Source organism: Luteibacter sp. ME-Dv--P-043b (assembly GCF_030209605.1).
GTDB lineage: Bacteria > Pseudomonadota > Gammaproteobacteria > Xanthomonadales > Rhodanobacteraceae > Luteibacter.
Genome location: NZ_JARVRT010000005.1, coordinates 77,712 through 102,889, shown reverse-complemented (window position 1 = coordinate 102,889; position 25,178 = coordinate 77,712). Strand labels below are relative to the sequence as shown.

Here is a 25,178-nt window from a genome sequence, read left to right as displayed (position 1 = left end):
TCATCGATCAAGGACCGTATTGCCATGAAAAAGACCGCTTCCGTTAAAAAATTCGTGCTTAGCACGGCCATCAAGACCACCGTGGTCGCTGGCTTGGCTCTGGGCTGCTCGCTTCATACCGAGCAGGCCAAAGCCGGCCTGCCAGTGATCGACTACACCCAGATCATCAACTCCCTTCGCCAATACGGAATAGAGGCGCAGAAGTGGCAACAAACCTGGGGGCATTACGTGGAGATGGCGCAACATGCTGCGGATGAAGCTAACTTTTGGCAGACACAGCTAGTCAAGCTGCAGAACCTCGACTTCCAACTGTTCGCGCTGAAACATCAGTTTACGCAGATCGACAAAGACTTCGGCGTCGAGCAGGAATGTCCAGGCAAGACCGGGGGCATCGCGTCCGTTCTGGATACAGCGCTGGACAAATTCCTGCCAAATTTGAATGGCGATGTGGTCTCTCAGCAACAGGACCTCTGCGTGCTCATTGTTGAAGCAAAGAATCAGAAATACAACGATACCGTGCTCTATCTCAATGCTATTTCAGATTCAACTAGTGACCTTTCTAAAATCGCCACCAGCCTGATGTCCAAGATTGGTAACAGCCCCGCAAATGCGACTGCTGCCAACACGCAGATTTCCCAATACGGACAAGCCTTGGAAACTGCACGCAATAGTTGGCAGACCAACATGCAGCAATCGGATGCGCAGATTGCCATGCTTCAGCAGATGCAGGCAAACCTGTCTCGGAGGGCGATGAACGGAAGCCCCAGCGCTTTCGGAACGCTGGTCAATGTCGTCGCGCTAAAAGCAGCGTTTAAGTAACACCGGCATCTTCGGATGCACAAGGAAGTACCAGTTTTTCATACACACCGTCGCCAAGGCGACTTGAGCGACACAGGGATCAGGCAACATGCCAAATATCGCAGATTTCATTTATTACCGGCTGGTCTACGACTATCTGAACAAACAGATCAGCGATTTTGGCATGAAGCTCATGGAGCGCATGATGATCTGGGCAGCTGGCATCGCTCTCGTGGTCGTGACCCTTTGGATCCTGTTCCAGGGCTATCGGGTCCTGACGGGGCAGTCGCGCGAACCGCTGATGCAGACTGTGCTCAACATGGGTCGCATCGCAGTGATCGTTGGTGCAGCAACCACCATGGCGTTGGCAGGTACCAACTTGCACGACTGGTTGACTGTGGGCCTCGATAAGGAAGTGCACGGCCTTTTCACCGGCGACGACGACTCCACGACATCCGAATCGATCGATAAGAATCTGGCCTACACCCAATTGGCCCTAAGCACGATCAATTCGGTGCAGGTGGTACCAGGCGATGCGGAAATGCAAGGGGCGAAGGATCGATCCGCCTTCATCGCAACCTTCGGCACCGCGAGCCCGCCCATGGTGGCCGGTGCCATGCTGCTGCTTTACCAGTTCGCGATGGCCCTGTTCATCGGCTTGGGACCACTCTTCATCCTGTGCCTGATCTTCGACCAGACCAAGCCGCTATTCCAGCGCTGGCTGCTTTACGGCATCGGCACCATTTTCTCCATGGCGTTGCTCAGTGTGGTCGCCAGCATGGTTCTTAAGCTTACGATTAATGTCAGTGAGGCACTCTGGGGCGCAAAGATAGCCAACCGTCTGCTCGGTAACGACACGGAAGGTCTGGGCAGCGTGGCCATGCAGCAGGGAGGTATCGGTTTGCTACTGAGTATTCTGATCGTTTCCGTACCGCCGATGGCCGCCATGTTCTTCCAGGGCACGCTGGGTAGTGCGCTGACCTATTCCGTGTTCCAGGGCAGCGGTGCGCGTCCTGGTCCGCAGGGGCAGCCGCCTGGATCGTGGGGTGGACGAAATTACGCCCCACCCAGCGACGGAGTTGGTCAAGCGAACTCAGGCAACATTACGGGTACAGGCTTCAACCATAATCGCACCAGCGGAGCTCCGACATTTGCGCAAACCGATGAAATGAAGCAGGCTCCGGCAAATGAAAGGCGGTGACGAGTGAAAATCATAATCGCTGCAGCACTCCTGATGTGCTTATCAGTTAGTACACGTTGCTTTGCGGAAGGTGGTTGTCCTCCGGGTCAATACCCCCAGCAGGGCCAAGGCTGGCAGACTTGCGTGCCTATTCCTGGCTCATCCGACGCAGTTCAGCAGCGAGTCTCCCCACCCGTAGTGTGGGCTAATAAATGGCTTGCTATTGCGGCGGACAATCCCAAAGGAATTCTTGGTACGTCCACGAACAGTTCTACTCAGGCTGAGGCTGAGCAGTACGCGCTTGCCGACTGTCGCAGCAAAGGTGGCTCAGAGTGCGGTGTTCAAATCTCTTATCGTAATGGCTGCGTCGCAATGGTCGTGGGAGATAAAGTCATGAACACTAATGGCGGCCCTACGAAGAGTGAAGCCGAGGAAAAAGGAATTCGCATGTGCGAAAAGGATGATTCTAACTGCCGAGTGTATTACTCGGCATGCAGCCAGGCGATCCGGGTTCAATGAACTTAGGGTTGCTATGGTGTGGATTGTTAGCAGCCTTTCGACATGCTCACTAGTTTGAGGGTTACCAGACCGAATATGCTGCTACAGCGTCCTACTGGTGCTGACTTAAGAATATCCATGGTGAGATCAGCGCAAACGCACTTTAGTACTTTCCGAGTTAGCGCCGCAACGCAGATCAGGGACGATGAACCTGTATGCATATCCGCTTTACGTCAATGGGTATATAACGTATGCGAGCATTTTCTATAGCAGTGATTCTTTAGATGGCTAGCTGACGTAGTTGCGGGAGGCAAAGCCACGAAGATACGGCAAAAGTAAGGAAGCACAGTGCTCAATAAGTTGCTTGCACCTGTTATATGCCTCGGTAGCCTATGTACTGCCTTCGCTGCGAGAGCGGAAGGCGGGTGTCCGCCGGGACAATACCCCCAGCAAGGTCAGGGATGGCAGACGTGTGTGCCTATACCTGGCTACAGTGATGGGCAGTCCCAAAGTCAGAGCGTTCCCAAGGAACAATGGGTCTCTAAGTGGCAAGCCGTTGTAACTGACGCAAGTAAAGGAGCGCTTGGTACTTCCAACGGCGCCGCCTCACGTGACGAGGCCGTTCAGCTGGCGACGAGCGATTGTCGAGGAAAGGGAGGCATTGAGTGCGAGCTCCAGATAACTAGTGCCAACGGCTGCATTGCTATGGCAGTCGGCAGGAGTAAGTTGGATCTAGAAGGAGGGGCAACAAAAGCAATTGCTGAACATAGCGCTGTGGAAGCATGCAGCAAAAAAGACACAAACTGCACGATCTATTATTCCGCTTGCAGCCTGGCAGAAAGAATTCGCTGAGACTGGCGGCAATTAGCCTGCATGACTACCAAACGTGCAGCTCGATGAGGAAGCGCGTGGCCTTTTCGCCGCGACAGGGAGTCCACAACATCTAAGTCGATCGACAAGAGTCTAGCCTATACCCAGTAGGCCCTGAGCACGATCAATTGGGTACAGCTGGTATCAGGCGATGCGAAATGCAGGAATTGCGACGCACAATAAGCCACAGCAGGCCATGGTAACTGGCGCCATACTTTTGCTCTAAAAGTCGCCATGGCGCTGTTCATCGGCCAAGGATCACTTTTAATACTACGCTTGATCTTCACCCGACCAAGCTCCTGGTCCAGCGCTAGCTGCTGTACAGCATCGGTACCATCCTTTCTAGGATGCTCGAATACAGAGTCTTTAGTTTATGGAAAAGCTGACTTTATTTGCTCTGATTGCCTGCGCTTCGTGGAGCGTAACCGCTTGGGCGGAAGGAGGCTGTCCGCCTGGCCAATATCCTCAGCAGGGGCAAGGATGGCAAACGTGCGTACCTATCCCAGAATCTGGTCAGAGCCGAGGGACACCACAAGCACCGGCGGCCGTTTGGCGCTCGAGTTGGCAAGCGATCGCGACGGATTCAAGTAAAGCAGTTCTTGGGACATCGATTGACCGCAGCACAACACAAGATGCCGAGACCTCGGCGCTCAACGATTGCAAATCAAAGGGCGGTACGCATTGCACGGTCGCTATTTCTTACGGAAATGGTTGTATCGCGATGGTTACCGGGAACGCGTTGCTAACCACGGGCTCGGGCAGGACCAAGCAGAAGCCGAAAGTAGCGCTATGAACAACTGCACAAGCGGGGATACGGGTTGTCATGTGTATTACTCCGCGTGCAGCCTACCTGTTCGAATTCAGTAAGTTAACACTGCAGACGCACCTAGTTGGAATTACGCAGATAGATCTCCGGGGTTTATTCCACGCTTTCGTGGATGCACCGCTGTCATGGATCGTGAGATAAGCGAGACTAAAAAATGAAAGCAAATTGTAGATCGTTTCTAGCCGCTCTCATCTTATGTTTTAGCATTGCCTCGACTACGAACGCCCAAACCCCCAATCCCTACGCCCGCCCCGCCCCCGCCCCGACTGCCGCAAAAACGGCCAAAGGACACGCCATGGACGACCTCACCGCGTTCGCCACCGATGGCGCCAAGGTGCTCGAGTCGGTCAAGGGCGACCTGACGGGCGCCGGCCACGCCGACGTGCTCCTGGTGCTCGATCCCCCCGCAAAAGGTGATGAGAAACTGGGCCAGGGCCCGAACCGCAACGTCGTACTGTTGGTACGTGACGACGCGGGGCGGCTGCACAAGGCAGCCGCAAACGCCCGCATTATCCCCTGCGCCCTGTGCGGCGGCGTTTCCGGCGACCCGTATGCCTATTCAAAGATCGGCAAAAGCCAGTTCACCATCGTCGTCGGCGGCGGCAGCCGCGAACGCTGGACAGATGAGTACACCTTCACCTACGTCAGTGATAAAAAGAACTGGATCACCTCAGGAGTGGCCCGGAAGGTAACCGACACGGAGACCGGCAAAGAGAAACACCTCGACCTGACAAGTCAAGAGCTGGGCACGGTGCTTTTCAGTGATTTCGATCCCAGTCACCTGCCGGCACCGACACTACCCTGAAGTCAGATGACGCAACGCCCCACCAGGAAGGCGGGTAAGGCCAGCAAGAGGCAAAGCCAACCGGACATCAACCAGGAGTTACACATGACGATTGATCGTTTCCCGCCGGCACGCTCCGGCCGCTGTTCCTTTTGCACACCCGTCCAAGCCGGCGCCTCTGCCCCAGGCAGACTGGCCTTGCCGCGCTTCGCGTCCGCGCCCCCGACTCACGCATGCGCTGAGTCCAGCCCCCTATAACGCATTCGACAACGGCCTCCGCCAAGGACAGCGGATCAGACAGGCTTAAGGACGCATCAAGGCACGCGAGTCAACCAGGAGCTCCACATGGCGATTGATCGTGAAACCCAGGTGCTGAACGACGCGACTGCGGCGGGCATCACGCGACCGAGGGAGCTGGCCAACTTCATGGCCCAGGTCACTCATGAATCCAACGGGCTGAACCGGCTCGAAGAAAGCTTTCGCTACACGCGCAATATCTCGCAGATCCCGGTGCAGTCGGCCTGGCGCGAAGGTCCGGAGGCCCTGGACGCCGCACGCAAGCAGGCGTTGATGGGCAAGCCCGAGAAGTTGGCCGAACTGATGTACGGCGGCCGCAACGGCAACGACGAGCCGGGTGACGGCTGGAAGTACCACGGGCGCGGCTACATCCAGCTCACCGGCAAGGCGAATTACCGCGCAGCGGGCGAGGCGCTCGACCTGGATCTGGTCAAGCATCCCGAACTCGCCGCCGATCCCCAGAACGCGTCGAAGATCGCCGTGTGGTACTGGGAGAACCGCGTTCCCGACAACGCGAAGGAAGACGTGCGCGCGGCGACCAAAGCGGTCAACGGTAAATACAACGGGCTGGAAGATCGCGAGAACCGCTTCGAAGACTGGCAGCGCCGCCTGAATCCTGAGGTGATGCATCGTCTTGCCGAAGGTAACGTCGGACGCCCGCAACCGTCGCATCCGGCGGACGCCCCTGCCCCGTTGACCACGCTCACCCAGGGCGCAAAAGGCGAGGATGTCCGTCTCCTGCAAGGCAGCTTGGCGCGCCTAGGCTATACGCCTGGACCCCACGGCGAACTGCATACGGATGGCGTCTTCGGTGCAGGCACACGCGCCGCACTCGAAGCCTTCCAGCGCGACCATCACCTCACGGCCGATGGCGTTGCCGGACCGAAGACCATGGAAGCCATTGCGCAGGCCAAGCATCAGGACGCCGTGCAGCGTACCGCCGCCACAGGCCGCCTGGATAATCCGGCACATCCTGACTACACCCTCTTCGAACAATCACGTACAGCCGTCCATGCACTGGACGCTCAGTACAAGCGCACACCCGACGTGCAGAGCGACCAGCTCGCTGGCGCGGCAACCGTCGAAGCGAAGCGCCAGGGTTTGACGAAGATCGATCATGTTGTGCTCAGCGACGATGGCAGCCGTGCTTATGCCGTACAGGACGAGCTGAATTCACCGCTCAAACGCATGGCGGAAGTCGACACCGCAAAGGCCGTCAACACCCCGATCGAACAAAGCAGCGCGGACATCGCGAAGCTGGCCCAGAAACCCGCCGCCCCTGCCGAACACACCCGGCAACCGGTCCAGGAGGCCGAAACGCCTTCACCCGCCCCAGCGATGACGCCCAGGGAATAACGCCATGAGCAAAGACATCCTCGATGCCGCCGACGAGCACTTCTTCCATTCCGGGATGAAGTTCGAATACGGCCGCCCCGACTCGCAAAACAAGACCAACTCGGCTCATGGCGTGACTGACCGGAGTCGTACAGAGAAGGATCTGGACGGTGACGGCTACCGTGGCGTCGACTGTTCGTCCTTCGTCTGGCGCGGCATGAAGAACGCGGGCTACGACGTGGGCGACCAACCGTTCAGCACGCACGCGCTCTATAACGGCAATAAGACGACCGATTACGCGCAGAAGCACTTCGATGTCATCTCGAAGGCAGATGCGTCGAAGCATCCGGGTGATCTCCAACCGGGCGACATCCTCATGCTGAAGAGCAAGACGGGGTCGAACCAGCATGTCGCCATCTTCAAGGGCTACGACGCGCACGGAAATATCGAGTTCATAGGCTCGCAGACGTCCACAGGCCCGGCAGCGGTCACGATGGACGCCCGGTCGTATTTCACCAAGAACATGGAAATCGTGGGCGCCCTGCGCGCGAAGCCCGAGTTCCGCACGCACGAGCCGGTCCATGGTCACGCCACGACGCAGACCGGGCAACACGCGGATACCACCGCGCATACGAAGGCCGAGCCGAAGCACGTCGAAGCAAAACCGACGGCGGCACATCCCGATACCCTTCGCAAGGGTGACGAAGGCGCGAAGGTCACCGCGCTCCAGGAATCGTTGATCCGCCTCGGCTACAAGGACGACAACGGCCATGCCCTGAACCCCGATGGCCGCTTCGGTGACCACACCAAGGCCGCCGTTGAGCGCTTCCAGCGCGATCATCGGCTGGACCCGGATGGCGTCGTTGGCACGAAGACGATGGAAGCGCTCGACAAGCAGGCGCACACCGGCCCTCGCCTGGATTCACCGGCCAACCCGTACCACGCGATGTTCCGCCAAGCCCAAGACGGCGTGTTCCGCATCGATGCCGAGCACGGTCGCACGCCGGACATCCAGAGTCACCAGCTGGCCGGATCGGTGACGGCCGACGCCGTCAAGGGCGGCTTCAAGAGCATCGACCACGTCATGCTCAGCCCGGACGCCACCCGCACCTACGCCGTCCAGGGCGACCTCAACTCACCTTTCAAACAGATTGCCGAGGTCAACACGATGCAAGGCATGGCCACACCGCTGGAAAAGAGCAGCGAGGCCGTGCAGCAGCATGTCGCCGAGCAGGCCCGGAGCCAGCCGACGCAACAGCAGGCGCAGCAGCAACAACCCACATCGCCGGCGGGGCTGTGATCATGAAGACCTCTGGATGGATGCTGGCAGCGACCTTTCTCCTGACTACAGCAACAACGTCTGCCGCGCCCGGCGATGCCCGCGCCTTGCAGGCGCTGCTTCAGGCATCGTCACCCGGGTCCGCCGTGACCTGCACCGGCGACAAGCATGGCAATACCGCCTGCACCATCGACAGCGTAGCGGTCGATGCCGGCGACGACTGCACATCGAATATGTCGTTCGGTGTCATCGGGGCGGACAAGGGCGCAACGCTCGGGGACAACTTCAAGGCGGCTGCCGCCAAACCCGTCGCCCACGTGGGGGCAAACCAGCTGATCTGTATCCAGGCCACGCAACGCAAGGACGGCGTGCTGCTCCGCGCCCTCGTCAAGGCGATCCCAACCCGCACCGTGAAGCTCTGCAAGGGCAACGAAATGTGCAAGGGTGCCGATGCGAAGGTCGAATGGAGTCGCCCAGCCAGCGGCACCGCGTGCACGCTCAAGCCGGACGGTCACTACACAGGCGATTGCGCCACGGGGTGGGTCGACGGCAAGGAGATCGATGAATACTCCATGGGCCTGCAGCCCGAAGATAACGGAGGCTAAAGCGCCCTCTGATGATCGGTCATCGCTTCATTCGTTTCGCGCGATTCGTCCCTAGCGCACATCTCCAGGCAACTCGTATAACAGTTGCCCGAAGAATCGTGCAGGTCGCCGTCCCCGGCCTGTTTCTCTTACTGACGGCATGTGGTGGAAACATGGAAGACCCAAGGATCGAACTGAATCCGCATCCGACGATGCGCTACACGATTACGGCGAGCATCGCCGATGCGCCAGGAGCGTTCGACACGATCGAAGCCGACGCGCAGTACCAGGTCACTAATAACGACTGCGCCCCCGAACAACCGATATCGGGCGCAAGAATCGTTCCTCGAAAGCGAGTAAGAATAGAGCTTCAACAAGCGGGAGACGGCGCATACCAAGGCGAGGTATACGTCGACCGAATGAAGGACCAGGACTATTACGCGCACGGCATTTGCCGGTGGTCACTCGTGGCGGTAAGCATTCGGGCACGCCATGGCAAGATGGAGTTCGACACGCCGCTCTTCGTGCCGAGATTCTTTGAAAAAGGTGGGATTACTCGCTACTTCTCCTATGACGCCTACAACGAAAGTGGGACGCGTCTTGCCATAACCGGCAACGAGAATCGCAATGCCTACGCCGCCCCATCGAAGACGTTCTCAGTGACGCTGTTGGCACGGGAGGCTATCCAATGAAATACAAGATAGAAGTTTACTCTTACATTGCGCTCGACAATTACACGACCGCGAACGATGAGAACAGAGTACGACTGACCGGACGCGGCTACCAGAGCGACCAAATCACCATGGACAAACCAACCGAACGTCATGCCGGCGCCCACCAGAACGTCGCCCTAGACGACAACAGCGACTGACGCACACTCAGATGGTCATTTATCGCTCCATTCGTTTCGCGCGATTCGTCCCTAGCGCACCTCTCCGGGTAGCTCATTTAGCGATTTCCCTGAGAATCGTGCAGGTCGCCGTCCCCGGCCTGTTTTTCTTACTGACTGCATGTGGTGGAAACATGGAAGACCCAAGGATCGAACTGAATCCGCATCCGACGATGCGTTACAAGATCACCGTGACTATCGCAGGCGCGCCCGGCCCCTTCGACAACATCGAAGCCTCGGTGGACTACGGCGTGTCGAATTTCGATTGCGTCCCCGAGCAGCCTATATCCGGTGCTCGTCTGCTTCCCCAAAAGCATGTACCACTGAAGCTTTCTAAGCTGAGCGAGACGACGTACGTGGCAGACATGTACGCGGACCTTATCAAGGACGAAGACTACTATTCTCTAGGAACATGTCATTGGTCGTTAGCAGCAGTCATGGTCAATGTGACGAAAAACCGAATGAGGTTCACCACCCCACTAACCTCTAAAAACTTTTCTTCGAAAAAAGACGAAACGCGATACTACTCTTTTGATTCTTATCGCGACAGCAATGTCGATACACATAACATAGGCAACACAGACCGAAATGCATATCGGAATGCAGCGGATACGTTCTCTATCAGAGTTACGGCAAGGGCGACGCAGCAATGACGAATCGTACAGAGGACTATGCATTTCTCGCCACCAAGGTTTACGCCGCAAACCCTCTTGACAGAAGCATTAAGAATGGAGATCGCACCTTCTCCGTCGAATCCACTGCCATGGATGGCCTAACGGGCTTCTTCGCAGCAGCTTATCGCGATGTCGATACAGGACAAGTTGTCATTGCGTTCCGCGGAACAGACGATCCTTTGGATGCGTTGGTGGACACCACAATGGCGGCGTCAAAGATCAACCTTCAGCAGTTCGAATCTGAGCTATTCACGCGTGAAGTGATTGCTCGTGCTACGAGAGAAGCCCGCGCAGCAGGCAGAGAGCCCGACATCACCGTCACCGGCCACTCCCTCGGCGGCGGCCTCGCCGAAGTCAACGCCGCGAAGTTCGGCCTCAAAGGCGAAACCTTCAATGCCTATGGTGCGGCCGGCCTGATACGTGGCACGCCAGAGGGCGGCGACCAGGTCATCAACCACGTGCGGGCCGGCGACCCGGTCAGTGCCGCCAATCGACACTTCGGCGAAGTAAAAATCTACGCCACCGCCGACGACATCACGACGCTGAAGCACGCCGGCTACGACAGGCCGCACACCGGTCTAGGTTCGACGTTATCTGCCGTCAGCCCAAGCTCCCACTCGATGTCCAACTTCATCCCCAAAGGCGACGAGACACCGCTGCTCGGGCCCGAAGGTGAAGCCCGTTACAGGGCAAACAGCACCTTGGTTGATCGTTATCGATCCGACGTGCTCACGTCTCGCGAGATCGTCACGCAGGTCGCGACCACACCGGCTGTCGTCGCACCGGCCTTGGCTATCCGTGCCGGCCAGCTCTACATCGACCGGCTAGAACACGACTGGAACGAACTGGTTGAGCGCAGCAAGCCCGTCGTGGAGGCCGCAGAACGCGGCGCCGTGGCGGCGGGGCATGCGATGGAAGTCGGCGCAGACCACGCACGCACCACCGCCATCACCGGTGCCCGCACCCTCGGCCTCGTCCACGAGTCCGTCGCCAGCGGCGTCTGGGGGTCACCCACGCACTCCGCCGAACTGGAGCGCCTGCTCCACCCGCCCCGGCTGGACGACCCCACGCACCCCGACAACCCGTTGTACAGACAGGCGCTACGCGGCGTCCACGCCATCGACGCCGATACCGGCCGCAAGCCCGACCACATGAGCGAGAACCTCGCCGCGGCTCTGACCGTCGAGGCCCGCCGGCAAGGCCTTAGCCGTATCGATCAGGTCACGATGAGCGACGACTTCAGCCGGGCCTATGCCGTGGACGGCGACATGTATTCGCCATTCCGTAAGACCGCCCAGGTGCCCACGGAAATCGGCATCGCTACGTCCATCGAACGCAGCAGCAGCGCGTGGCGCGAGCTCGAAGCGACCCAGGCCACCTCGTCCGTCGTTGCCAGCCAGACAGCACAGCACGCGGTTTCTAACGAAACCCCGCCCACCCATTCCGGCCCGTCGATGAGCCGATAGGAGCACGAGCCAGCCATGAAGCGAAGACTCGCTCTAACCGTCGCCACCCTGTTCGTCATCCACTCTTCTGCCTACGGTGCCTCCATGACCCAGCCCGACATCAAGCTCAATCCCCATCCCCGGATGCGTTACGAGATCACCGTCAAGGTCGAGGGTGCGCCGGGTCCGTTTGATCGTATCGAGGGCGTGGTGGACTATCGCGTGGCCAACGAAGCGTGCGTACCGCTGACGCCGGTCACCGGCGCCACGGTGCCGCCGGAGAAGCGAGTGCCGGTCAAGCTCACGCCGGCTGGTGACAACGTCTACAAGGGCGAGATCTTCGCCGACCTCCTGCAAGACGAGGATTATTTCGGCAAGGGCGTCTGCCATTGGTCGGTAGTCGCCACGAGTGCCAACCTCTGGGTGAAGCAGGTCGACTTCAGCGCGCCGCTGTTCCATGACGACCTGCTCAAGGGCAAGGCCGCCACGCGGTATTACTCCCACCGTTCCTATGCCACGACACAGATGGATCGTGTCGACGTGGGCGAGGCGGATCGCGCGCAGTACCAGGATGAAGCCAACGCCACGTTCTCCGTGACGCTGCATGCCGAGGAGAAGCATCCGTGAGCCTCTCATCGACGGACTACGCGCTGCTTTCGCAGGATGCCTATGAGGATCCCGTACTCAACAAACCCAAGCAACTGGGTGGCGTCAATTACGAAGCGATCGACGTGGCCAACAATCCCGTCACCGGCTTCCAGGCCACGGCCTACCGCCGCATGGATACGGGCGAGGTCGTCATCGCGTATCGCGGCACCGAGTTCAAACGCGAACCCGTGCAGGACGGCGGCGTGGACGCTGGCATGGTGCTGGCGGGGATCAACCTCCAGCAGGCCGATTCGGAAGCTTTTACGCAGCGCGTGCTCGATCGCGCCAAACTCGATGCCGATTTGCACCATCGCCCCCTGCAGGTGACGGTGACCGGCCACTCCCTGGGCGGTACGCTGGCGGAGCTCAACGCGTCGAAGTTCGGCCTGCACGGCGAGACCTTCAACGCCTATGGCGCCGCCAGCCTGCGGGGTAACGTACCCGAAGGGGGTACGCAGGTCATCGACCACGTACGCGCCGGTGATCTTGTCAGTGCGGCCAGCCCGCATTTCGGCGAAGTGCGCATCTACGCGGCGCAGCAGGACATCGACACGCTATCCCGCGCCGGCTACAAGGACGACGGCGGCATCCTCACTCCGCGCAACCCCATCAAAGCGACGGACTTCAGCGCCCACGCCATCGATAACTTCGTGCCCAACAGCAAGCTGCTGGGTCACTCCATCATCGATCCGGAGAACCAGGCGCGGTACGCGGCGCACGAGCATATGGTGGATCGCTACCGCAACGATGTTCGCGACATCCGCCTGGGCCTGTCCGCCAGTTGGGAGATTCCCAAGGCGATCGGCGAGCTGAGGGACAACATCGAGCACCGCGTGGGTGAGGCGGTGGGTGCCGGGGTACTTGCCGTGGAGCACGGCGTCGAGCGTGTGACGCAGCAGGCCAGGGAAGGCTTCGATCATCTCAAGGAAGGCGTGCAGCACGTAGGTCGCGATATCGCAGACGGCTTCCATGCCGCCGAAGAAAAAGCCCATGCCGCGTGGAATACCGTGACACACCCGGGCGCGTGGTTCAGCCATGACAAGCCGACCGTGCCCCTGGACCACGCCGCTCATCCGGACCACCCCTTGTTCCAGCAAGCACAGCAAGCGGTGCATGCGATGGACAAGGCGCAGGGTCGCCAGCCGGACGGGATCAGTGACAATGTTGCCGGTAGCCTGGTGGTAAAGGCACGCCAGGACGGACTGCAGCGCATCGACAGTGCCGTGTTGAGCGACGATGCGCGGCGCATCTACGGCGTGCAGGGCACTCCCGAATCACCCCTGAAGCGGGTTACCGAGGTGCCCACCGAGCAGGCCGTGAGTACCAGTGTGGCCCAGAGCAGCGAGGCATGGGCGCGTGCGGCGCAACAAGCCTCGCAGGCGCAGGCTCAGGCACAAGCACAGGCTCAGCAGCCGTCCACCCGCGATCACAGCGCACCCGGCCACGGTCCCTGAGCCGGCACGCCTCACATCGTCGTGGTAGGCACTAGCGGGTGGCGGCATGTTTATCGATTCCATCGGAATGACTATTACCGATCGTCAAACAGGAGATGTGCGTGGCGACCCAAAGTCCGATATCCGCCCACTGGAACGCGCGCGTTCTGGGGACTCTGTTAGCCATGCAGATGGCCGCCTTTCCGTGTGCTGTCATCGCAGCAGCCGCCGCTAAGACGCCAACCACGAAGGCCGCGTCCGCAAAGGTGCCGGAGGACTTCAGCTTCTATGGCTCGACGGCCGCCGAAGGCGGTGAATGCGTCGCGGGCGACGTCACGGAGGAAGGCATGAACGGCCGTGCCTTCGTTTATTTCAAGGATACCCGGACGCAGCAGCCACGCTGGGTGACCGCTATCCCTGTTTCCCCCGACTATTACCAGAACCGCGCCACGCACTGTTTGGCCATGGGTGGCTCGCTTTTCGTGCTGGTACAGAGCGACACCGACTCGGCTACCGCGCTCTCTCAGACGCTGTTGGACGTCGTGGAGCTCTCTCCGGCTGACGGGAAGATCGTGGGCGATCAACGCGCTGACGTGCCGGGCGTCGATACCGCCTACTCATCGTGGGTTGGTAAGGGCAAGGACGGCTTCCACGAAGACCACGGCCAGATCAAGGTCACGGGGCATTATTTCCTGATGACCGACCCGGACAAGCGGATGCCGTTTGCCGTCACCCTTCCCGCCCACCCGTCGAAGTAGGCAAAAGAACCGTGATCATGACGATGCCGTACCAGCGACTCATCAGTGGCATCACCACACGTCAGGTCCAAGTCTCTGAATAATCAGCCCGGGGCGCTACAATCCGGGCACACAAAACGCGTACCAGGAAGGGGCGACGAAGGCGTCGCTCCCCTTGTGATTCAAAGGTCTAAGGCGAAAAACGCATGAGCAAAAACAGGGGATATTGGGCGGCCGGGCTTCTGCTCGTCGCATTGGGCATGGGAGAGATGCTTTCGGGCTACCTCACCCTGTCGTTTCTCGGCCTGGGCCAGGTGCCCCTTAGGTTCGCCACCTACTACGAATATATCCGCGCTCTTGACCTCCCGCAGGTCCAGCCGTATGCGTGGAAAATCAAGGCCGCTGGCGGCATCGGGTTCTTCGTGCCCTTGGCCGCATGGTTGGTCAGCCTGTATTTTCTCACACGCAAGAAGAAGCAGGCGATGCATGGCGACGCCCGCTTCGCCACGGCCGCCGACCTGCGCAAGCAGAAAATGCTCTCCCCCGCGGACAACGGCATCCTCATCGGCAAGTTCAAGGGCGAGCTGGTCCGCCTGCCCGGGCAGCAGTTCGTGATCCTCGCGGCACCCACGCGCTCGGGCAAGGGCGTCGGCGTGGTCATCCCCAACCTGTTGGACTACCAGGAATCCATCGTGGTCCTGGACATCAAGCAGGAGAACTTCGACCTGACCAGCGGCTGGCGCAAGTCGCAGGGACAGGAGATCTACCTGTTCAATCCGTTCGCGGAAGACCGCCGCACGCACCGCTGGAATCCGCTGAGCTATGTCTCAAACGACCCGGCGTTCCGCGTGTCGGACCTGATGAGCATCGCTTCGATGCTCTACCCGGACGGCTCGGACGACCAGAAATTCTGGGTCAGCCAGGCACGCAATGCCTTCATGGCGTTCTCGCTGTACCTGTGCGAGAAGTACGAGCACGACGAGAACAAGGGCCTGCCGGCCATCCTGCGCAACAAGCCCACGCTGGGCATGATCTATCGCCTGTCCTCGGGTGATGGCACCGACCTGCGCGAGCTCTACACGCGCCTGTCGAAGGAGCCGTTCCTCAGCGCCAACGCGCAGTCGGCGTTCGCCAACATGTTGTCGCAGGCCAACGAGACCTTCGCGTCCATCCTCGGCACCTTCAAGGAGCCGCTGAACGCCTGGATCAATCCGGTGCTGGATGCGGCCACCAGCGAAGACGACTTCCTGCTGACCGATGTGCGCAAGAAGAAGATGACCATCTACATCGGCATCCAGCCCAACAAGCTGGCCGAGAGCCGGTTGATCGTCAACCTCTTCTTCAGCCAGCTGATCAACCTCAATACCAAGGAGCTGCCGCAGAACAACCCGGCGCTCAAGCACCAGTGCCTGCTGCTGATGGACGAGTTCACTTCCATTGGCAAGGTGGAGATCATCGCGTCCGCCGTGTCGTACATGGCCGGCTACAACATCCGCCTGCTGCCGATCATCCAGAGCATGGCCCAGCTGGATGCCACCTACGGGAAGGACGTCTCGCGCACGGTCATCACCAACCACGCGTTGCAGATCGTCTACGCGCCGCGTGAGCAGCAGGATGCCAACGACTACTCCGACATGCTCGGCTACACCACCGTGCGCCGGGAGAACATCACCAAGAGCAAGAAGGGCGATATCTCCAAGAGCCATTCGGAAGAGAAGCGCGCCCTGATGCTGCCGCAGGAGCTCAAGGCGATGGGTACGGAGAAGGAAGTGTTCCTGTACGAGGGCATCCCACATCCGGTGATGTGCGAGAAGATCCGCTATTACCAGGACAAGTACTTCACCTCGCGCTTGATGGAGAAGGCGAAGGTCGAACCGCTGACGATCTGATGACCCGCCGCTTGCGTGTAGTTTGGCGAAATGTCACTAACCGGATTGACCTATGAAGTTACTTTCCAGGACCCTGTTACTGATCGCCGCCATGGCGCCGTTCTCAACCAACGCCGGCTTCGCCACGTCCGCACCGACGATGTGCGCCAAAGGCGACCAGCCTGTGTTCTCCTGCCCGCTCGCTAGCGGAAGCAAGACGGTCTCCATCTGCGCGGCGGGGGACGTCGCCCACGGTGCAGGCCGTTTCTACTACGGCTATGGCCGGGTCGGTGCCACGCCTGAACTGACATACCCTGCCAGCGGGGAAACAGCCGCTTTCACGCGTACCCACCTCATGTTCGGCGGTAACAGCGGCGGATATGCGTATGCGTTCACCAACGCGGGTTTCAAATACGTCGTCTACTCGGTATCGGGAGCCAACAACCTTCAGGATGGCGGATTGACGGTCATCAAGGATGGCCAGCCAAAACCACTGAAACAGAGCACCTGCCGAGCCGGCAAGATCATCGACACGGAAGACGATGCGCTCATCGACGCCACGCTCAAGTGGAAGAGCGACCCTGCGATCGAGAAAACCGGCGTACCGGGGCGATAATCGCGTCGCGTGGCCCAGGCGGCACGTTGGCACAGAGCGACATGGAGGGCCTCGGTCATGCTGGACACGCCGAGAGCCAACGGCAAAACCTTCAGCATGGCGGCCCCGCGCGGTAATCGGACCACCGTACCCACCGAACTAACCGGCCGCCCAAAAGGCGGCCGGTTTTTTAGTGCCTCACCGATGCGGAGCCATCGGTTCAGGCGGCGTCGGCGTCGGCGGACTCTGCTGCGGCGCCTGGCTCGGCTGCGGCGCCGGGTTCTGCGGCTGTAACGCCGGCAGCCACTCGCGGCTGCTCTGCTCCAGCGGCTTGGCCACAGACTGGGCCACGTCCACCTCGGCGATCCGCTTGAACGGCGAGTTCAACTCACCCTGCACCGCATAGGCACGCTTGGCGTCGTCGCTGAGCACCACGTGGTCGATCCGGGTCAGGCCCTGCTCGTGGGCCTTGTTCGCCAGCGAGCCGGCAAAGTTGTTGCTCATCTGGTCCGGCGTGCGCCCCTGCTGCGCATCGATCCCGTGCACGGCATCCAGCGCCTGCTTGTACATCGCGTTACCGGCGTGCGTGGGATCGGCGAGGCCGGCGCTCTGGGCCACCGGACGCTGGGTAGCAGCGTGCAATGCTTCCATGGTCTTCGATCCGGCGATGCCGTCCTGGGTCAGCTGGTGATCGCGCTGGAACGACTGCAAAGCATGCCTGGTGTTGCCGCCGAAATCGCCATCCGGATGCAGGGCCTTGCCGTCCGCGCCCTTGTAACCCAGCGCGGCAAGCTGGCCCTGCAAGGCCTGAACCTGCGGGGCGCGATCGTGTTCGCGCAACGTGCCGGCGCGCTGGATGTGCTCCCCGCTAGCCTGGCTGTGCTGTGGCGCACCCTGCCCGTGCGATGCGGACTGTCCGTGCGCGGCAGGCGCAGCGGCCGGCTGGCTACGCACATGGCCGGGGTGGGTAACGTGCAGCAGCCGCTCGTCGGCACCGTTGCGATGCACATTCACGTCCAGGGTCTTGTCGGCGTTGACGTGGGTGGAAATATCCCGGCTGTTGAGCGTGCTCCACTGGCCGTTGACCAGCGCCTGCGCGTGTCCCGAGCGATCCCACGTCACCAGGTCGCGGCCTTCCGCCACGAACCCGCGCTTGTTCTGCGTATTCGCATAGGAACCGCCCTCACCCAGCGCCTGCACCATGCCACGCGAGTGAGCCGGATCGGTGAACGCGTCGCGGATGGCGGCGTATTCGTGCGGCAGGTTGGGATGCGTGGGATCGTTGCCAAGCTGCGTCGGATTGACCGTCGGGTTGGTGAGCACGTGGTCCCACGCCGGGCGTAGCGGATGGTTCGCACCCGTGGCTTGCAAGTCGTTGAACAGCGCCGTGCCGGCCAGCGCGTGGTCGCGGCCGTCGCGTACGTAATCCGGGTAGCGGTCGATCGAGTGCTTGACGTCGTCGACGCTGTGGTGCTCGTTGTTCTGCAACTGCCCGACCAGGCGATTGCCGTACACCTCGCTCTGGTTGTAGAGCTTGGCGGTCATCGTGATCAGCCGCGCCTGGTCCTGCTCCGACGCATGCTGGTACAGCGGCGTCTGCTGGAGCGGGCCGATCGCCTTGGTCATCAGGCGGTCCACCTGCGCGGTGTCGTGACGGTGCACGAAGTCGACGCCCGCATCACTGGCCATGAAGCTGTCCAGGTGCGACTTGACCGTCGCGTCCAGCGGACGGCCATGCTGGGCGGTGATCTGGCGGCCGGTGCGCCCCAGGTCGTCGATCGTCTGGGTGCGCTGGGCCGCATTCAGGGCCCAGTCCGGATGCGCCGTACGCGCCCACGTCTGGTAGGCGTCGGTGAGTTGCGTGGCCACTTCGGGATGCTGGCCCAGGTCGGTCTGCAGCGTACCGATGGAAAAGCCGCTGTTGCCGATCGGGTGCATCGCTGGGTTGCCGTGCGCGTCGTTGCGCACATTGCCCGCGAAACTCAATTTGTAGGCGACATCGCCGCCTTCCGAACTCACGCCAATGGCGAAATACGACAGCGCCCTGGCTTCGTTATCGGTCAATCCTGGCATCTTCCAACTCCTGGTTAACGGTCGGTGTTACGGGGCGTCCTTGCACTGGGTATCGAGCGGCGCCCTGCCACCCTTCGGCACGCGGTCAAGCGTGACGTATTTCGAATAGTTGCCTTCGCTGGCCGGGCCCTCGGCCTGGTACCACGCCAGCCGCTTGCCCTCGGGCACGACATAGGCCGAGACGTCGCCATAGGCCGGGCACGCGGGATAGCCGCCGCGCTCGGCCGGGTCGGCACAGAAACGCGTATACAGCTTGCCGTCCCGCCACTCGCCCTTGAAGCGACCCTGGCTGCCGGACTGGTGGGTGCCGTCGGACCAGGTGCCTTCGGCCGTTTTTGCGGTCGACGCGGTGACGCCGAGCTGGGCGGCATGACCCAGATTGCAGTCGCTGCGGTAGCCCCAGTCGCCAACGATGGCGGTGCCTGTGGCTGCGCCTGTCGTGGACGGAGTTGCGGATACGCGCGTGCCACCGGCGGCTTTCAGGCGCGATGCGAGCTCGTCGGCCCGGAAGCTGGCCTGGGTGGTGGTGCATTCGTTCTTGGCCGTGCTGCCCGGGGGCACGCCACAGGACTGGTTGCGGCCGGCCACCCATTGACGCTCTTCGTCGCGAAGCGCCTTGCGTCCCGGCTCGTCCAGGGACTGCATCAGCTTCTTGTACACGGCATTGAGCCGCACATCCTGCGCGTCGTAGTTACGTGTCGCCTCGTCCTGGCCGGTCGGGGCCGCGGCAGCCACATGGCACAGGGCCAGCGCCACGGCCAGGCCGCACCCGCGCAGGGCACCACGTACCTGGATCCTATCCTTTCGCGTCACACGCATTGCAACTCCCGATGAGAGGTAACCCCTGTTCCCGCGCGGGAGGGTAACAGCGAAAGAGTGAACGATTCGCCATGACCCGCGCCAACCCGTTCCGCGAACGCCTAGCGCTTTTCGGCCTCGCGCTTTTCGCCCTCGACGAACTTGTCGTAGTAACGCACCACCATCTCGGCAACCTCGCTGTTGATGACATGGCCATCCATCGTCGGATGATCCACCGCCATTTCCGTCGCGGCATACATCACCTCGGTGGAGAGTCTCATCGCTACGCGCAGCGCTTCCGGGTCCGCGCTCGGGTAGCGGTCACGTAGACCTTTGAAGCTCGTTTCCGCCACGTCGTCGTGTGAATCGAGACGGATATGGCGCAGCGTGGGTATGGCGCGCAGCGCTCGCATGATCCACACGGCACCGGGAAAGGCCAGCGTGGCGGCATTGATCGCCGCCTGCATGTCGCGCAGGCCACGGATGCTGGCCTCGCGCGAGCCGTCGTACTCCAGTGCCTGTTCCTCTTCCAGCCACGCGCGATAGGCCTTGTTCTGGCAGGCCATCAGGCGTTCGCCCAACACCTTGAGGATGGCGTACTTGTTGGGGAAATAGCGATACAGCGCCGGCGGCGAGATGCCCGCCTGGGCGCAAATCAGGTTCGTCGAAAGCCGTTCCACGCCGACTTCTCCAAGCAGCCGCGCAGTGACCTCGAGGATCGACTCGAAGGTTTCCAGCGAACGCTGCTGGACCGGCTGCTGCTTGGTGTCCAGCGGTATCGCCGGACGCGCGTCGTTCTTCCTTCGACGCGTAACGCTTTTCATGGGTCTACCTCGAAAGGAGTGATCGCAAATTCTGACGATCAGTTGAAGGGTTTCGCATGATAGTTCTTCCATGCGTGCACGCACGTTGCAACGCAAGACGCTGACTTTCCGCACCAGACGCCATGTAAACGTCAAGGCACTGTCACGTGCACACGATAGCTTTGATTACTGTTTTAAACACCCCTCCCCCACAGCTTCCATCCCATGCCCTTCGGCCTCGTCAGAGCTGACCGTTGCGGGCCACCGCGCGGCCGATTTACGCAGGAGTTTCGACGCAATGCATCAGACGGTACGGTTTGGATTCGGCCTGGCGGCACTCGCCACCGCCATCGGCGCGACGGCAGGCACCACGGACGCCGGCATCACGAAACAGACGACCACCCTGCAAGGTGTCGCGGTATCCGCAGGCGTGGACGATCCGAATCTCGCACCACCCGGCAGTGCCGCGGCGCTCGCGCCTTCACAGGGCAACCTGTTCGAGATCGAACCGCAGTCGGTGCTGAGCGCGAATTTCATCCACACGATCGCGACACCGAAGGCGGACTACCTGGCGCTGGTGGAACTCACGCCTTCCGCGGTGAACGCCGCTCCGAACGGTGCCGGCCTGTCCAGCAAGAGCGCCACCATCCGCGGTTTCCAGGACGGCGAATACGACGTGACGTTCGACGGCATTCCCTTCGGCGATCCCGGAGCCTTCGGCCACGCCACCACGGCGTTCTTTCCGGGGCCGTCCCTGGACAAGGTTGTGGTCGACCGTGGCCCGGGAACGGCCAGCAACCTCGGCAACGCGACCTTCGGCGGCACCGTGGCGCTGTACTCCGCACCCACTACGGACAAACCGTCCGGCCAGGTGTCCGCCATGTACGGCAGCGGCGCCACGTGGCAGGTGGCCGGCACCGGCAACACCGGTGCGATGAACAAGATCGGCACCGAGGCCTCGGTCAATTACAGCCACACCGAATCCGACGGCCTGATCGACCACGCCGGCTTTCGCCAGGACAACGTGCTGTTCAAGGTCAACCAACCAGTCGGCGACAACACGACGCTCACCCTGGTAGCCGACTACAACAAGGTGAAGTGGAACACCTTCACCGCCCAGCCCCGGAAGCGCACCGATCTCTATGGCCTGGAATTCGGTGGCCTGAACGACGATCCGACCTCGCAGGGCTACGCCAGCTACAACATCGACGACCGTCATGCCGATTTCGAATACCTCCAGCTGCATGGCGACTACGGCGACTGGCGCGTCGACAACAAGTTTTACACCTACGGCCTGCGTGACAGCGGCCCGGGGGCCGTGAGCCTGATCGGTGCGGTGCCGAACAACGCACTCCTACCCGGTGGCGGTGTCCCGGGTGCGTTCAACAACAGCCGGTATCGCGCGGTGGGCGATTTCCTCACCGCGGAGAAAGACGTCGGTAGCGGCTGGCTCCAGAGCACCGTGAAAGCGGGTATCTGGGCCGAGCGCACCTACCAGGTACAGGACCAGGTGACGGTGGATCTTTCCACGATGACGCCGCGCGTCCTCAAGGGCGAGCCGAACGCCAACATCATCGACACCCGCCAGCACACGAACACGACGCAGAGCTACCTCGAGATCGACTGGCACCCGCTGGAGAACCTGAGCATTGTGCCGGGCGTGAAGCAGATCGTGTTCGACCGCACGCTCGACGGTGTCTCCAACTTCCTGCCGGTGGGCGGTAGCGGCCATTTCGCCACCACGCTCACCTCCGTGGCGGCCAATTACCGGTTCTCGCCGAGCCTGGCCGCGTATGCGCAGGTAGCCAAAGGCTTCCAGGCGCCCAAGGTCAATATTCTGCAGGGCACAGCCGGCACCGGCAACGTCGAGCCGCAGACCACCACGAACTACCAGGCCGGCGTGGTATGGAAGACCCCGACCACCGTGGCGGACGTGGACGTCTACTACATCGACTTCGGCAACCTGGTCACCAGCGTCGATGAACCGATCGGGCCCGGCGGCGCGTTGGTCAGCGTGTTCGTGAACCAGGGCGGCGTGATCTACAAGGGCGTGGAAGGTGAGCTCACGCACATCCTGGGCGACTCCGGGTTCAGCGTGACCGCCAACGGCAGCATCAACAGCGCGTATTCGAAGACGACCCGTCGGCAGATCGCCAATGCGCCGATGTCCACGGCGGATGCCGGCTTCATCTACGACCATGGCCCGCTGTATGGCTCGTTCCTGGTCAAGTACGTGGGCACGCGCTTCGCCGGCGTGGGCGAGACCGGCGGCGCCACTTACAACCCGAACACGCGGTTGCCCCGCTACAACTACACCAATTTCAACATCGGCTACCGCTTCACGCCCGACCTGAGGCTACAGCTGTCGACCAACAACCTGTTCGACCATCGCACCGCGATCCAGGGCAACGGCCTGGCCAAGGACCCGACGTACTACTACCTGGCACGGCGCAACTACACCGTGCAGGCCACCTACACGTTCTGATCGGACCGTTGAACAGGAAAGTGCATCGATGCATACCCACCGCTCCACGGTACGAAACACCTTCGCTGTCGCCCTCGCCTGCCTGATCCTAGCAACGCCTGCCGCCATGGCCACCGACCATGCCGGCGACGTCGATCCGCTCATCGGATCGGACTGGTTCGGCGAGGTGTTCGTCGGCGCCACGCTGCCCTTCGGCATGGTCAAGGTCGGTCCCGACGTGCGTGACTATGGCTATCGGAAGGGTTTCCAGAGCACCGGCGACATCCGCGGCTTCTCGCACCTGCATCTCAGCGGCGGATCGGGCAAATACGAGAACGTGCGCGTCATGGCCACCACCGGCGAGCTGGAACCCGGCGCGTTCCACTCGCCACGGGCCAACGAGGTGTCCGCCGCCGGTTACTACGCCGTGGACCTCACGCGATACGGCGTAAAAGCCGAGATGACCGCCACGCGCCGCATGGGCATGCATCGCTACACCTTCGCGAAGGACGGCGACGGCCACATCACGCTCGACCTCGACCTGCTCTACAAGGACACCGGCCCGGAAAGCCAGCGGTTCCTCGGCGGCGAACTGCGCGTGGTCTCGCCCACCGAGGTGACGGGCGTGGGGCATTACGTCGGCGGCTGGAACGAAGGCGGACCGTACGATGTGTATGTGGACATGATCGTCGACACTCCGGCGTCGGCCACTCGTACGTGGCGCGACACCGCCGTGAGCAATGCATCCACGGTGAGCACCACCGGCGCCATGCCACTCGGGGTCTCGTTCGATTACGCGGTCACGGCCGGCCAGGCGATCCAGGCGAAGGTCGGCATCTCGTTCGTCAGCGAATCCCAGGCCCGTCGCAACGCGACGACCGAAGCGCACGGCTGGGATTTCGACGGTGTGCACCAGGCGGCGGTGGCAGCGTGGAACAAGGTACTGGGACGTATCGAGATCGCGGGGGCGGACGCGACCCGGCGCCGCATGTTCTATACGGCGCTCTACCACACGATGATGATGCCCTCCGACCACACGGACGAAAACCCGAAGTGGACCTCGAACGAACCTTACTACGACGACTTCCAGGCCATCTGGGATACGTTCCGCAGCCAGGGACCCTTACTGACCCTGATCGTGCCGGACGTGCAGCGTGACATCATTCGCTCGCTGGTCGATACCTTCCGCCACACCGGCTACATGCCCGATGCGCGGGTCGGTAACGATAACGGACGCACGCAGGGCGGCAGCAATGCCGATGTGCTGGTGGCCGATGCGTACGTCAAAGGGCTGACCGGCATCGACTACGCCACGGCGTTCAAGGCGATGATGAAAGACGCCACCGTCGCTCCCGCCGATGCACGCAAGGAAGGACGTGGCGGCCTGGAGACCTACAACCGCCTGGGCTACGTGGCCCAGCCCACCGAGCGGGCCGGGTCGCGCACCGTGGAATATGCTTACGACGACTTTGCCATCGCCGAGTTGGCCTGTGGCCTGGGCCACGCCGACGAGGCAAAGCGTTACCGCGAGCACGCCGGTAACTGGGCCAACCTGTGGGATGCCATGAGCGCGCAGGAAGGCGTCACCGGCTTTCTTCGTCCCCGCAACGCCGATGGCAGCTGGGCTGCGCAGTACCTGGTCCGCCGAGGCACCTGGCCGGACTTCTACTACGAAGGCGATCTGTGGACGTATTCGCTCTACGCCCCGCAGGACGTCCGCCGGTTGATCGCGCTGTCGGGCGGCAACGAGGCCTTCGTGAAGCGCCTGGACACGGTGTTCGACAACCTGCATTTCGACATGACCAACGAGCCGGGCTTCCTGATCCCGGACCTCTACCTCTGGGCAGGACGCCCCGACCTCACCGCCGATCGCGTCACGACGTTCCTGCACCGCGCGTTTGGTGCGGATCGCTCGGGCATTCCGGGTAATGACGATTCCGGCGCGATGTCCAGCTGGTACGCCTTCCAGTCGATGGGTTTCTATCCGAACGCGGGCCAGGACGTCTACCTGATCGGCACGCCCTCATTCAGCGAATCACGGATCGACCTGGGCGGTGGCGAGACCTTTACCGTGCATGCCACGAACTTCACGCCGGACGGTACGAACCGCTATGTGCAGTCGGCCACGCTCAACGGACAGCCACTCGATGCGGCGTGGTTCCGCCACGGCCAGATCGACAAAGGCGGCACCCTCGACCTCGTCATGGGGCCGTCGCCCTCGCGCTGGGGTACCACGTCGCCCCCGCCGTCCCTGTCCGACCCCGACTTCGCCCTGTGCACACGCGCCCGCCACTGATCGC

General features: G+C 61.4%; 20 protein-coding genes. 17 read left to right on the top strand and 3 right to left on the bottom strand.

Annotated elements, in window-relative coordinates:
• Positions 1–24: 24 nt before the first annotated feature.
• The 15 genes from QRN34_RS03385 (at position 25) to QRN34_RS03315 (ending at position 16,761) form a co-directional block, all read left to right on the top strand.
• Positions 25–819, top strand: coding sequence for a hypothetical protein (locus QRN34_RS03385; RefSeq protein WP_285401979.1), 795 nt, complete (start codon positions 25–27; stop codon positions 817–819).
• An 88-nt stretch (positions 820–907) separates the two neighbouring features.
• Positions 908–1,999: a type IV secretion system protein gene (locus tag QRN34_RS03380; protein ID WP_285401977.1), complete on the top strand. Its 1,092-nt coding sequence runs from the start codon at positions 908–910 to the stop codon at positions 1,997–1,999.
• 2,468 nt (positions 2,000–4,467) lie between these two features.
• Complete coding sequence (locus tag QRN34_RS03375) at positions 4,468–4,977, top strand: hypothetical protein (RefSeq protein WP_285401975.1); 510 nt, start codon at positions 4,468–4,470, stop codon at positions 4,975–4,977.
• Between the two features lie 324 nt (positions 4,978–5,301).
• The gene (locus QRN34_RS03370; protein ID WP_285401973.1) at positions 5,302–6,609 is read left to right on the top strand and encodes an XVIPCD domain-containing protein; all 1,308 of its coding nucleotides are present in this window, start codon (positions 5,302–5,304) and stop codon (positions 6,607–6,609) included.
• A 4-nt stretch (positions 6,610–6,613) separates the two neighbouring features.
• Positions 6,614–7,888 (top strand): XVIPCD domain-containing protein, encoded by a 1,275-nt coding sequence (locus tag QRN34_RS03365; protein ID WP_285401971.1) that lies wholly within the window; start codon positions 6,614–6,616, stop codon positions 7,886–7,888.
• Positions 7,885–8,472 carry a hypothetical protein gene (locus tag QRN34_RS03360; protein WP_285401969.1) on the top strand — a complete coding sequence of 196 codons (588 nt, stop codon included), beginning with the start codon at positions 7,885–7,887 and terminating at the stop codon, positions 8,470–8,472. The genes QRN34_RS03365 and QRN34_RS03360 overlap by 4 nt, the downstream gene beginning before the upstream one ends.
• A gap of 98 nt (positions 8,473–8,570) precedes the next feature.
• On the top strand, positions 8,571–9,143 hold the full coding sequence (locus tag QRN34_RS03355) for a hypothetical protein (protein WP_285401967.1): 573 nt from the start codon (positions 8,571–8,573) through the stop codon (positions 9,141–9,143).
• Positions 9,140–9,322: a hypothetical protein gene (locus QRN34_RS03350; protein WP_285401964.1), complete on the top strand. Its 183-nt coding sequence runs from the start codon at positions 9,140–9,142 to the stop codon at positions 9,320–9,322. The genes QRN34_RS03355 and QRN34_RS03350 overlap by 4 nt, the downstream gene beginning before the upstream one ends.
• Before the next feature lie 98 nt (positions 9,323–9,420).
• Positions 9,421–9,993, top strand: a complete 573-nt coding sequence (locus QRN34_RS03345) for a hypothetical protein (protein WP_285401962.1) — start codon at positions 9,421–9,423, stop codon at positions 9,991–9,993.
• Positions 9,990–11,480, top strand: coding sequence for an XVIPCD domain-containing protein (locus tag QRN34_RS03340; protein ID WP_285401960.1), 1,491 nt, complete (start codon positions 9,990–9,992; stop codon positions 11,478–11,480). The genes QRN34_RS03345 and QRN34_RS03340 overlap by 4 nt, the downstream gene beginning before the upstream one ends.
• A 15-nt stretch (positions 11,481–11,495) precedes the next feature.
• Complete coding sequence (locus QRN34_RS03335; protein WP_285401958.1) at positions 11,496–12,086, top strand: hypothetical protein; 591 nt, start codon at positions 11,496–11,498, stop codon at positions 12,084–12,086.
• Entirely contained in the window at positions 12,083–13,561 is a 1,479-nt protein-coding gene (locus QRN34_RS03330; protein WP_285401957.1) for an XVIPCD domain-containing protein, read from the top strand. Before QRN34_RS03335 ends, QRN34_RS03330 begins: the two co-directional genes overlap by 4 nt.
• Positions 13,562–13,725: 164 nt before the next feature.
• Positions 13,726–14,298: a hypothetical protein gene (locus tag QRN34_RS03325; protein WP_285401955.1), complete on the top strand. Its 573-nt coding sequence runs from the start codon at positions 13,726–13,728 to the stop codon at positions 14,296–14,298.
• 185 nt (positions 14,299–14,483) lie between these two features.
• A complete protein-coding gene (locus QRN34_RS03320; protein ID WP_285401953.1) occupies positions 14,484–16,166 on the top strand; it encodes a type IV secretory system conjugative DNA transfer family protein in 1,683 nt (560 codons plus the stop codon).
• Positions 16,167–16,218: 52 nt separating this feature from the next.
• A complete protein-coding gene (locus tag QRN34_RS03315; RefSeq protein WP_285401951.1) occupies positions 16,219–16,761 on the top strand; it encodes a hypothetical protein in 543 nt (180 codons plus the stop codon).
• Positions 16,762–16,938: 177 nt separating this feature from the next.
• On the opposite strand, the gene QRN34_RS03310 is transcribed toward QRN34_RS03315, so the two are convergent.
• The 3 genes from QRN34_RS03310 to QRN34_RS03300 form a co-directional block, all read right to left on the bottom strand.
• A complete protein-coding gene (locus tag QRN34_RS03310; RefSeq protein WP_285401949.1) occupies positions 16,939–18,813 on the bottom strand; it encodes a peptidoglycan-binding domain-containing protein in 1,875 nt (624 codons plus the stop codon).
• Between the two features lie 27 nt (positions 18,814–18,840).
• Complete coding sequence (locus tag QRN34_RS03305) at positions 18,841–19,632, bottom strand: lysozyme inhibitor LprI family protein (RefSeq protein WP_285401948.1); 792 nt, start codon at positions 19,630–19,632, stop codon at positions 18,841–18,843.
• Between the two features lie 101 nt (positions 19,633–19,733).
• A complete protein-coding gene (locus QRN34_RS03300; RefSeq protein ID WP_036140546.1) occupies positions 19,734–20,435 on the bottom strand; it encodes a TetR/AcrR family transcriptional regulator in 702 nt (233 codons plus the stop codon).
• Positions 20,436–20,712: 277 nt separating this feature from the next.
• Here QRN34_RS03300 and QRN34_RS03295 point away from each other — a divergent pair, with 277 nt between their 5' ends.
• Positions 20,713–22,899, top strand: coding sequence for a TonB-dependent receptor (locus QRN34_RS03295; RefSeq protein ID WP_285401947.1), 2,187 nt, complete (start codon positions 20,713–20,715; stop codon positions 22,897–22,899).
• 28 nt (positions 22,900–22,927) lie between these two features.
• On the top strand, positions 22,928–25,174 hold the full coding sequence (locus QRN34_RS03290; protein WP_285401945.1) for a GH92 family glycosyl hydrolase: 2,247 nt from the start codon (positions 22,928–22,930) through the stop codon (positions 25,172–25,174).
• Positions 25,175–25,178 lie beyond the last annotated feature (4 nt).

Bases quoted from the DNA above. Each gene is read 5' to 3' on its own strand.
- QRN34_RS03370 (WP_285401973.1), top strand. From the start codon at position 5,302: ATGGCGATTGATCGTGAAACCCAGGTGCTGAACGACGCGACTGCGGCG.
- QRN34_RS03325 (WP_285401955.1), top strand. From the start codon at position 13,726: ATGCAGATGGCCGCCTTTCCGTGTGCTGTCATCGCAGCAGCCGCCGCT.
- QRN34_RS03380 (WP_285401977.1), top strand. From the start codon at position 908: ATGCCAAATATCGCAGATTTCATTTATTACCGGCTGGTCTACGACTAT.
- QRN34_RS03350 (WP_285401964.1), top strand. From the start codon at position 9,140: ATGAAATACAAGATAGAAGTTTACTCTTACATTGCGCTCGACAATTAC.
- QRN34_RS03310 (WP_285401949.1), bottom strand. From the start codon at position 18,813: ATGCCAGGATTGACCGATAACGAAGCCAGGGCGCTGTCGTATTTCGCC.
- QRN34_RS03295 (WP_285401947.1), top strand. From the start codon at position 20,713: ATGCATCAGACGGTACGGTTTGGATTCGGCCTGGCGGCACTCGCCACC.
- QRN34_RS03300 (WP_036140546.1), bottom strand. From the start codon at position 20,435: ATGAAAAGCGTTACGCGTCGAAGGAAGAACGACGCGCGTCCGGCGATA.
- QRN34_RS03365 (WP_285401971.1), top strand. From the start codon at position 6,614: ATGAGCAAAGACATCCTCGATGCCGCCGACGAGCACTTCTTCCATTCC.
- QRN34_RS03320 (WP_285401953.1), top strand. From the start codon at position 14,484: ATGAGCAAAAACAGGGGATATTGGGCGGCCGGGCTTCTGCTCGTCGCA.
- QRN34_RS03305 (WP_285401948.1), bottom strand. From the start codon at position 19,632: ATGCGTGTGACGCGAAAGGATAGGATCCAGGTACGTGGTGCCCTGCGC.
- QRN34_RS03290 (WP_285401945.1), top strand. From the start codon at position 22,928: ATGCATACCCACCGCTCCACGGTACGAAACACCTTCGCTGTCGCCCTC.
- QRN34_RS03315 (WP_285401951.1), top strand. From the start codon at position 16,219: ATGAAGTTACTTTCCAGGACCCTGTTACTGATCGCCGCCATGGCGCCG.
- QRN34_RS03340 (WP_285401960.1), top strand. From the start codon at position 9,990: ATGACGAATCGTACAGAGGACTATGCATTTCTCGCCACCAAGGTTTAC.
- QRN34_RS03375 (WP_285401975.1), top strand. From the start codon at position 4,468: ATGGACGACCTCACCGCGTTCGCCACCGATGGCGCCAAGGTGCTCGAG.
- QRN34_RS03335 (WP_285401958.1), top strand. From the start codon at position 11,496: ATGAAGCGAAGACTCGCTCTAACCGTCGCCACCCTGTTCGTCATCCAC.
- QRN34_RS03385 (WP_285401979.1), top strand. From the start codon at position 25: ATGAAAAAGACCGCTTCCGTTAAAAAATTCGTGCTTAGCACGGCCATC.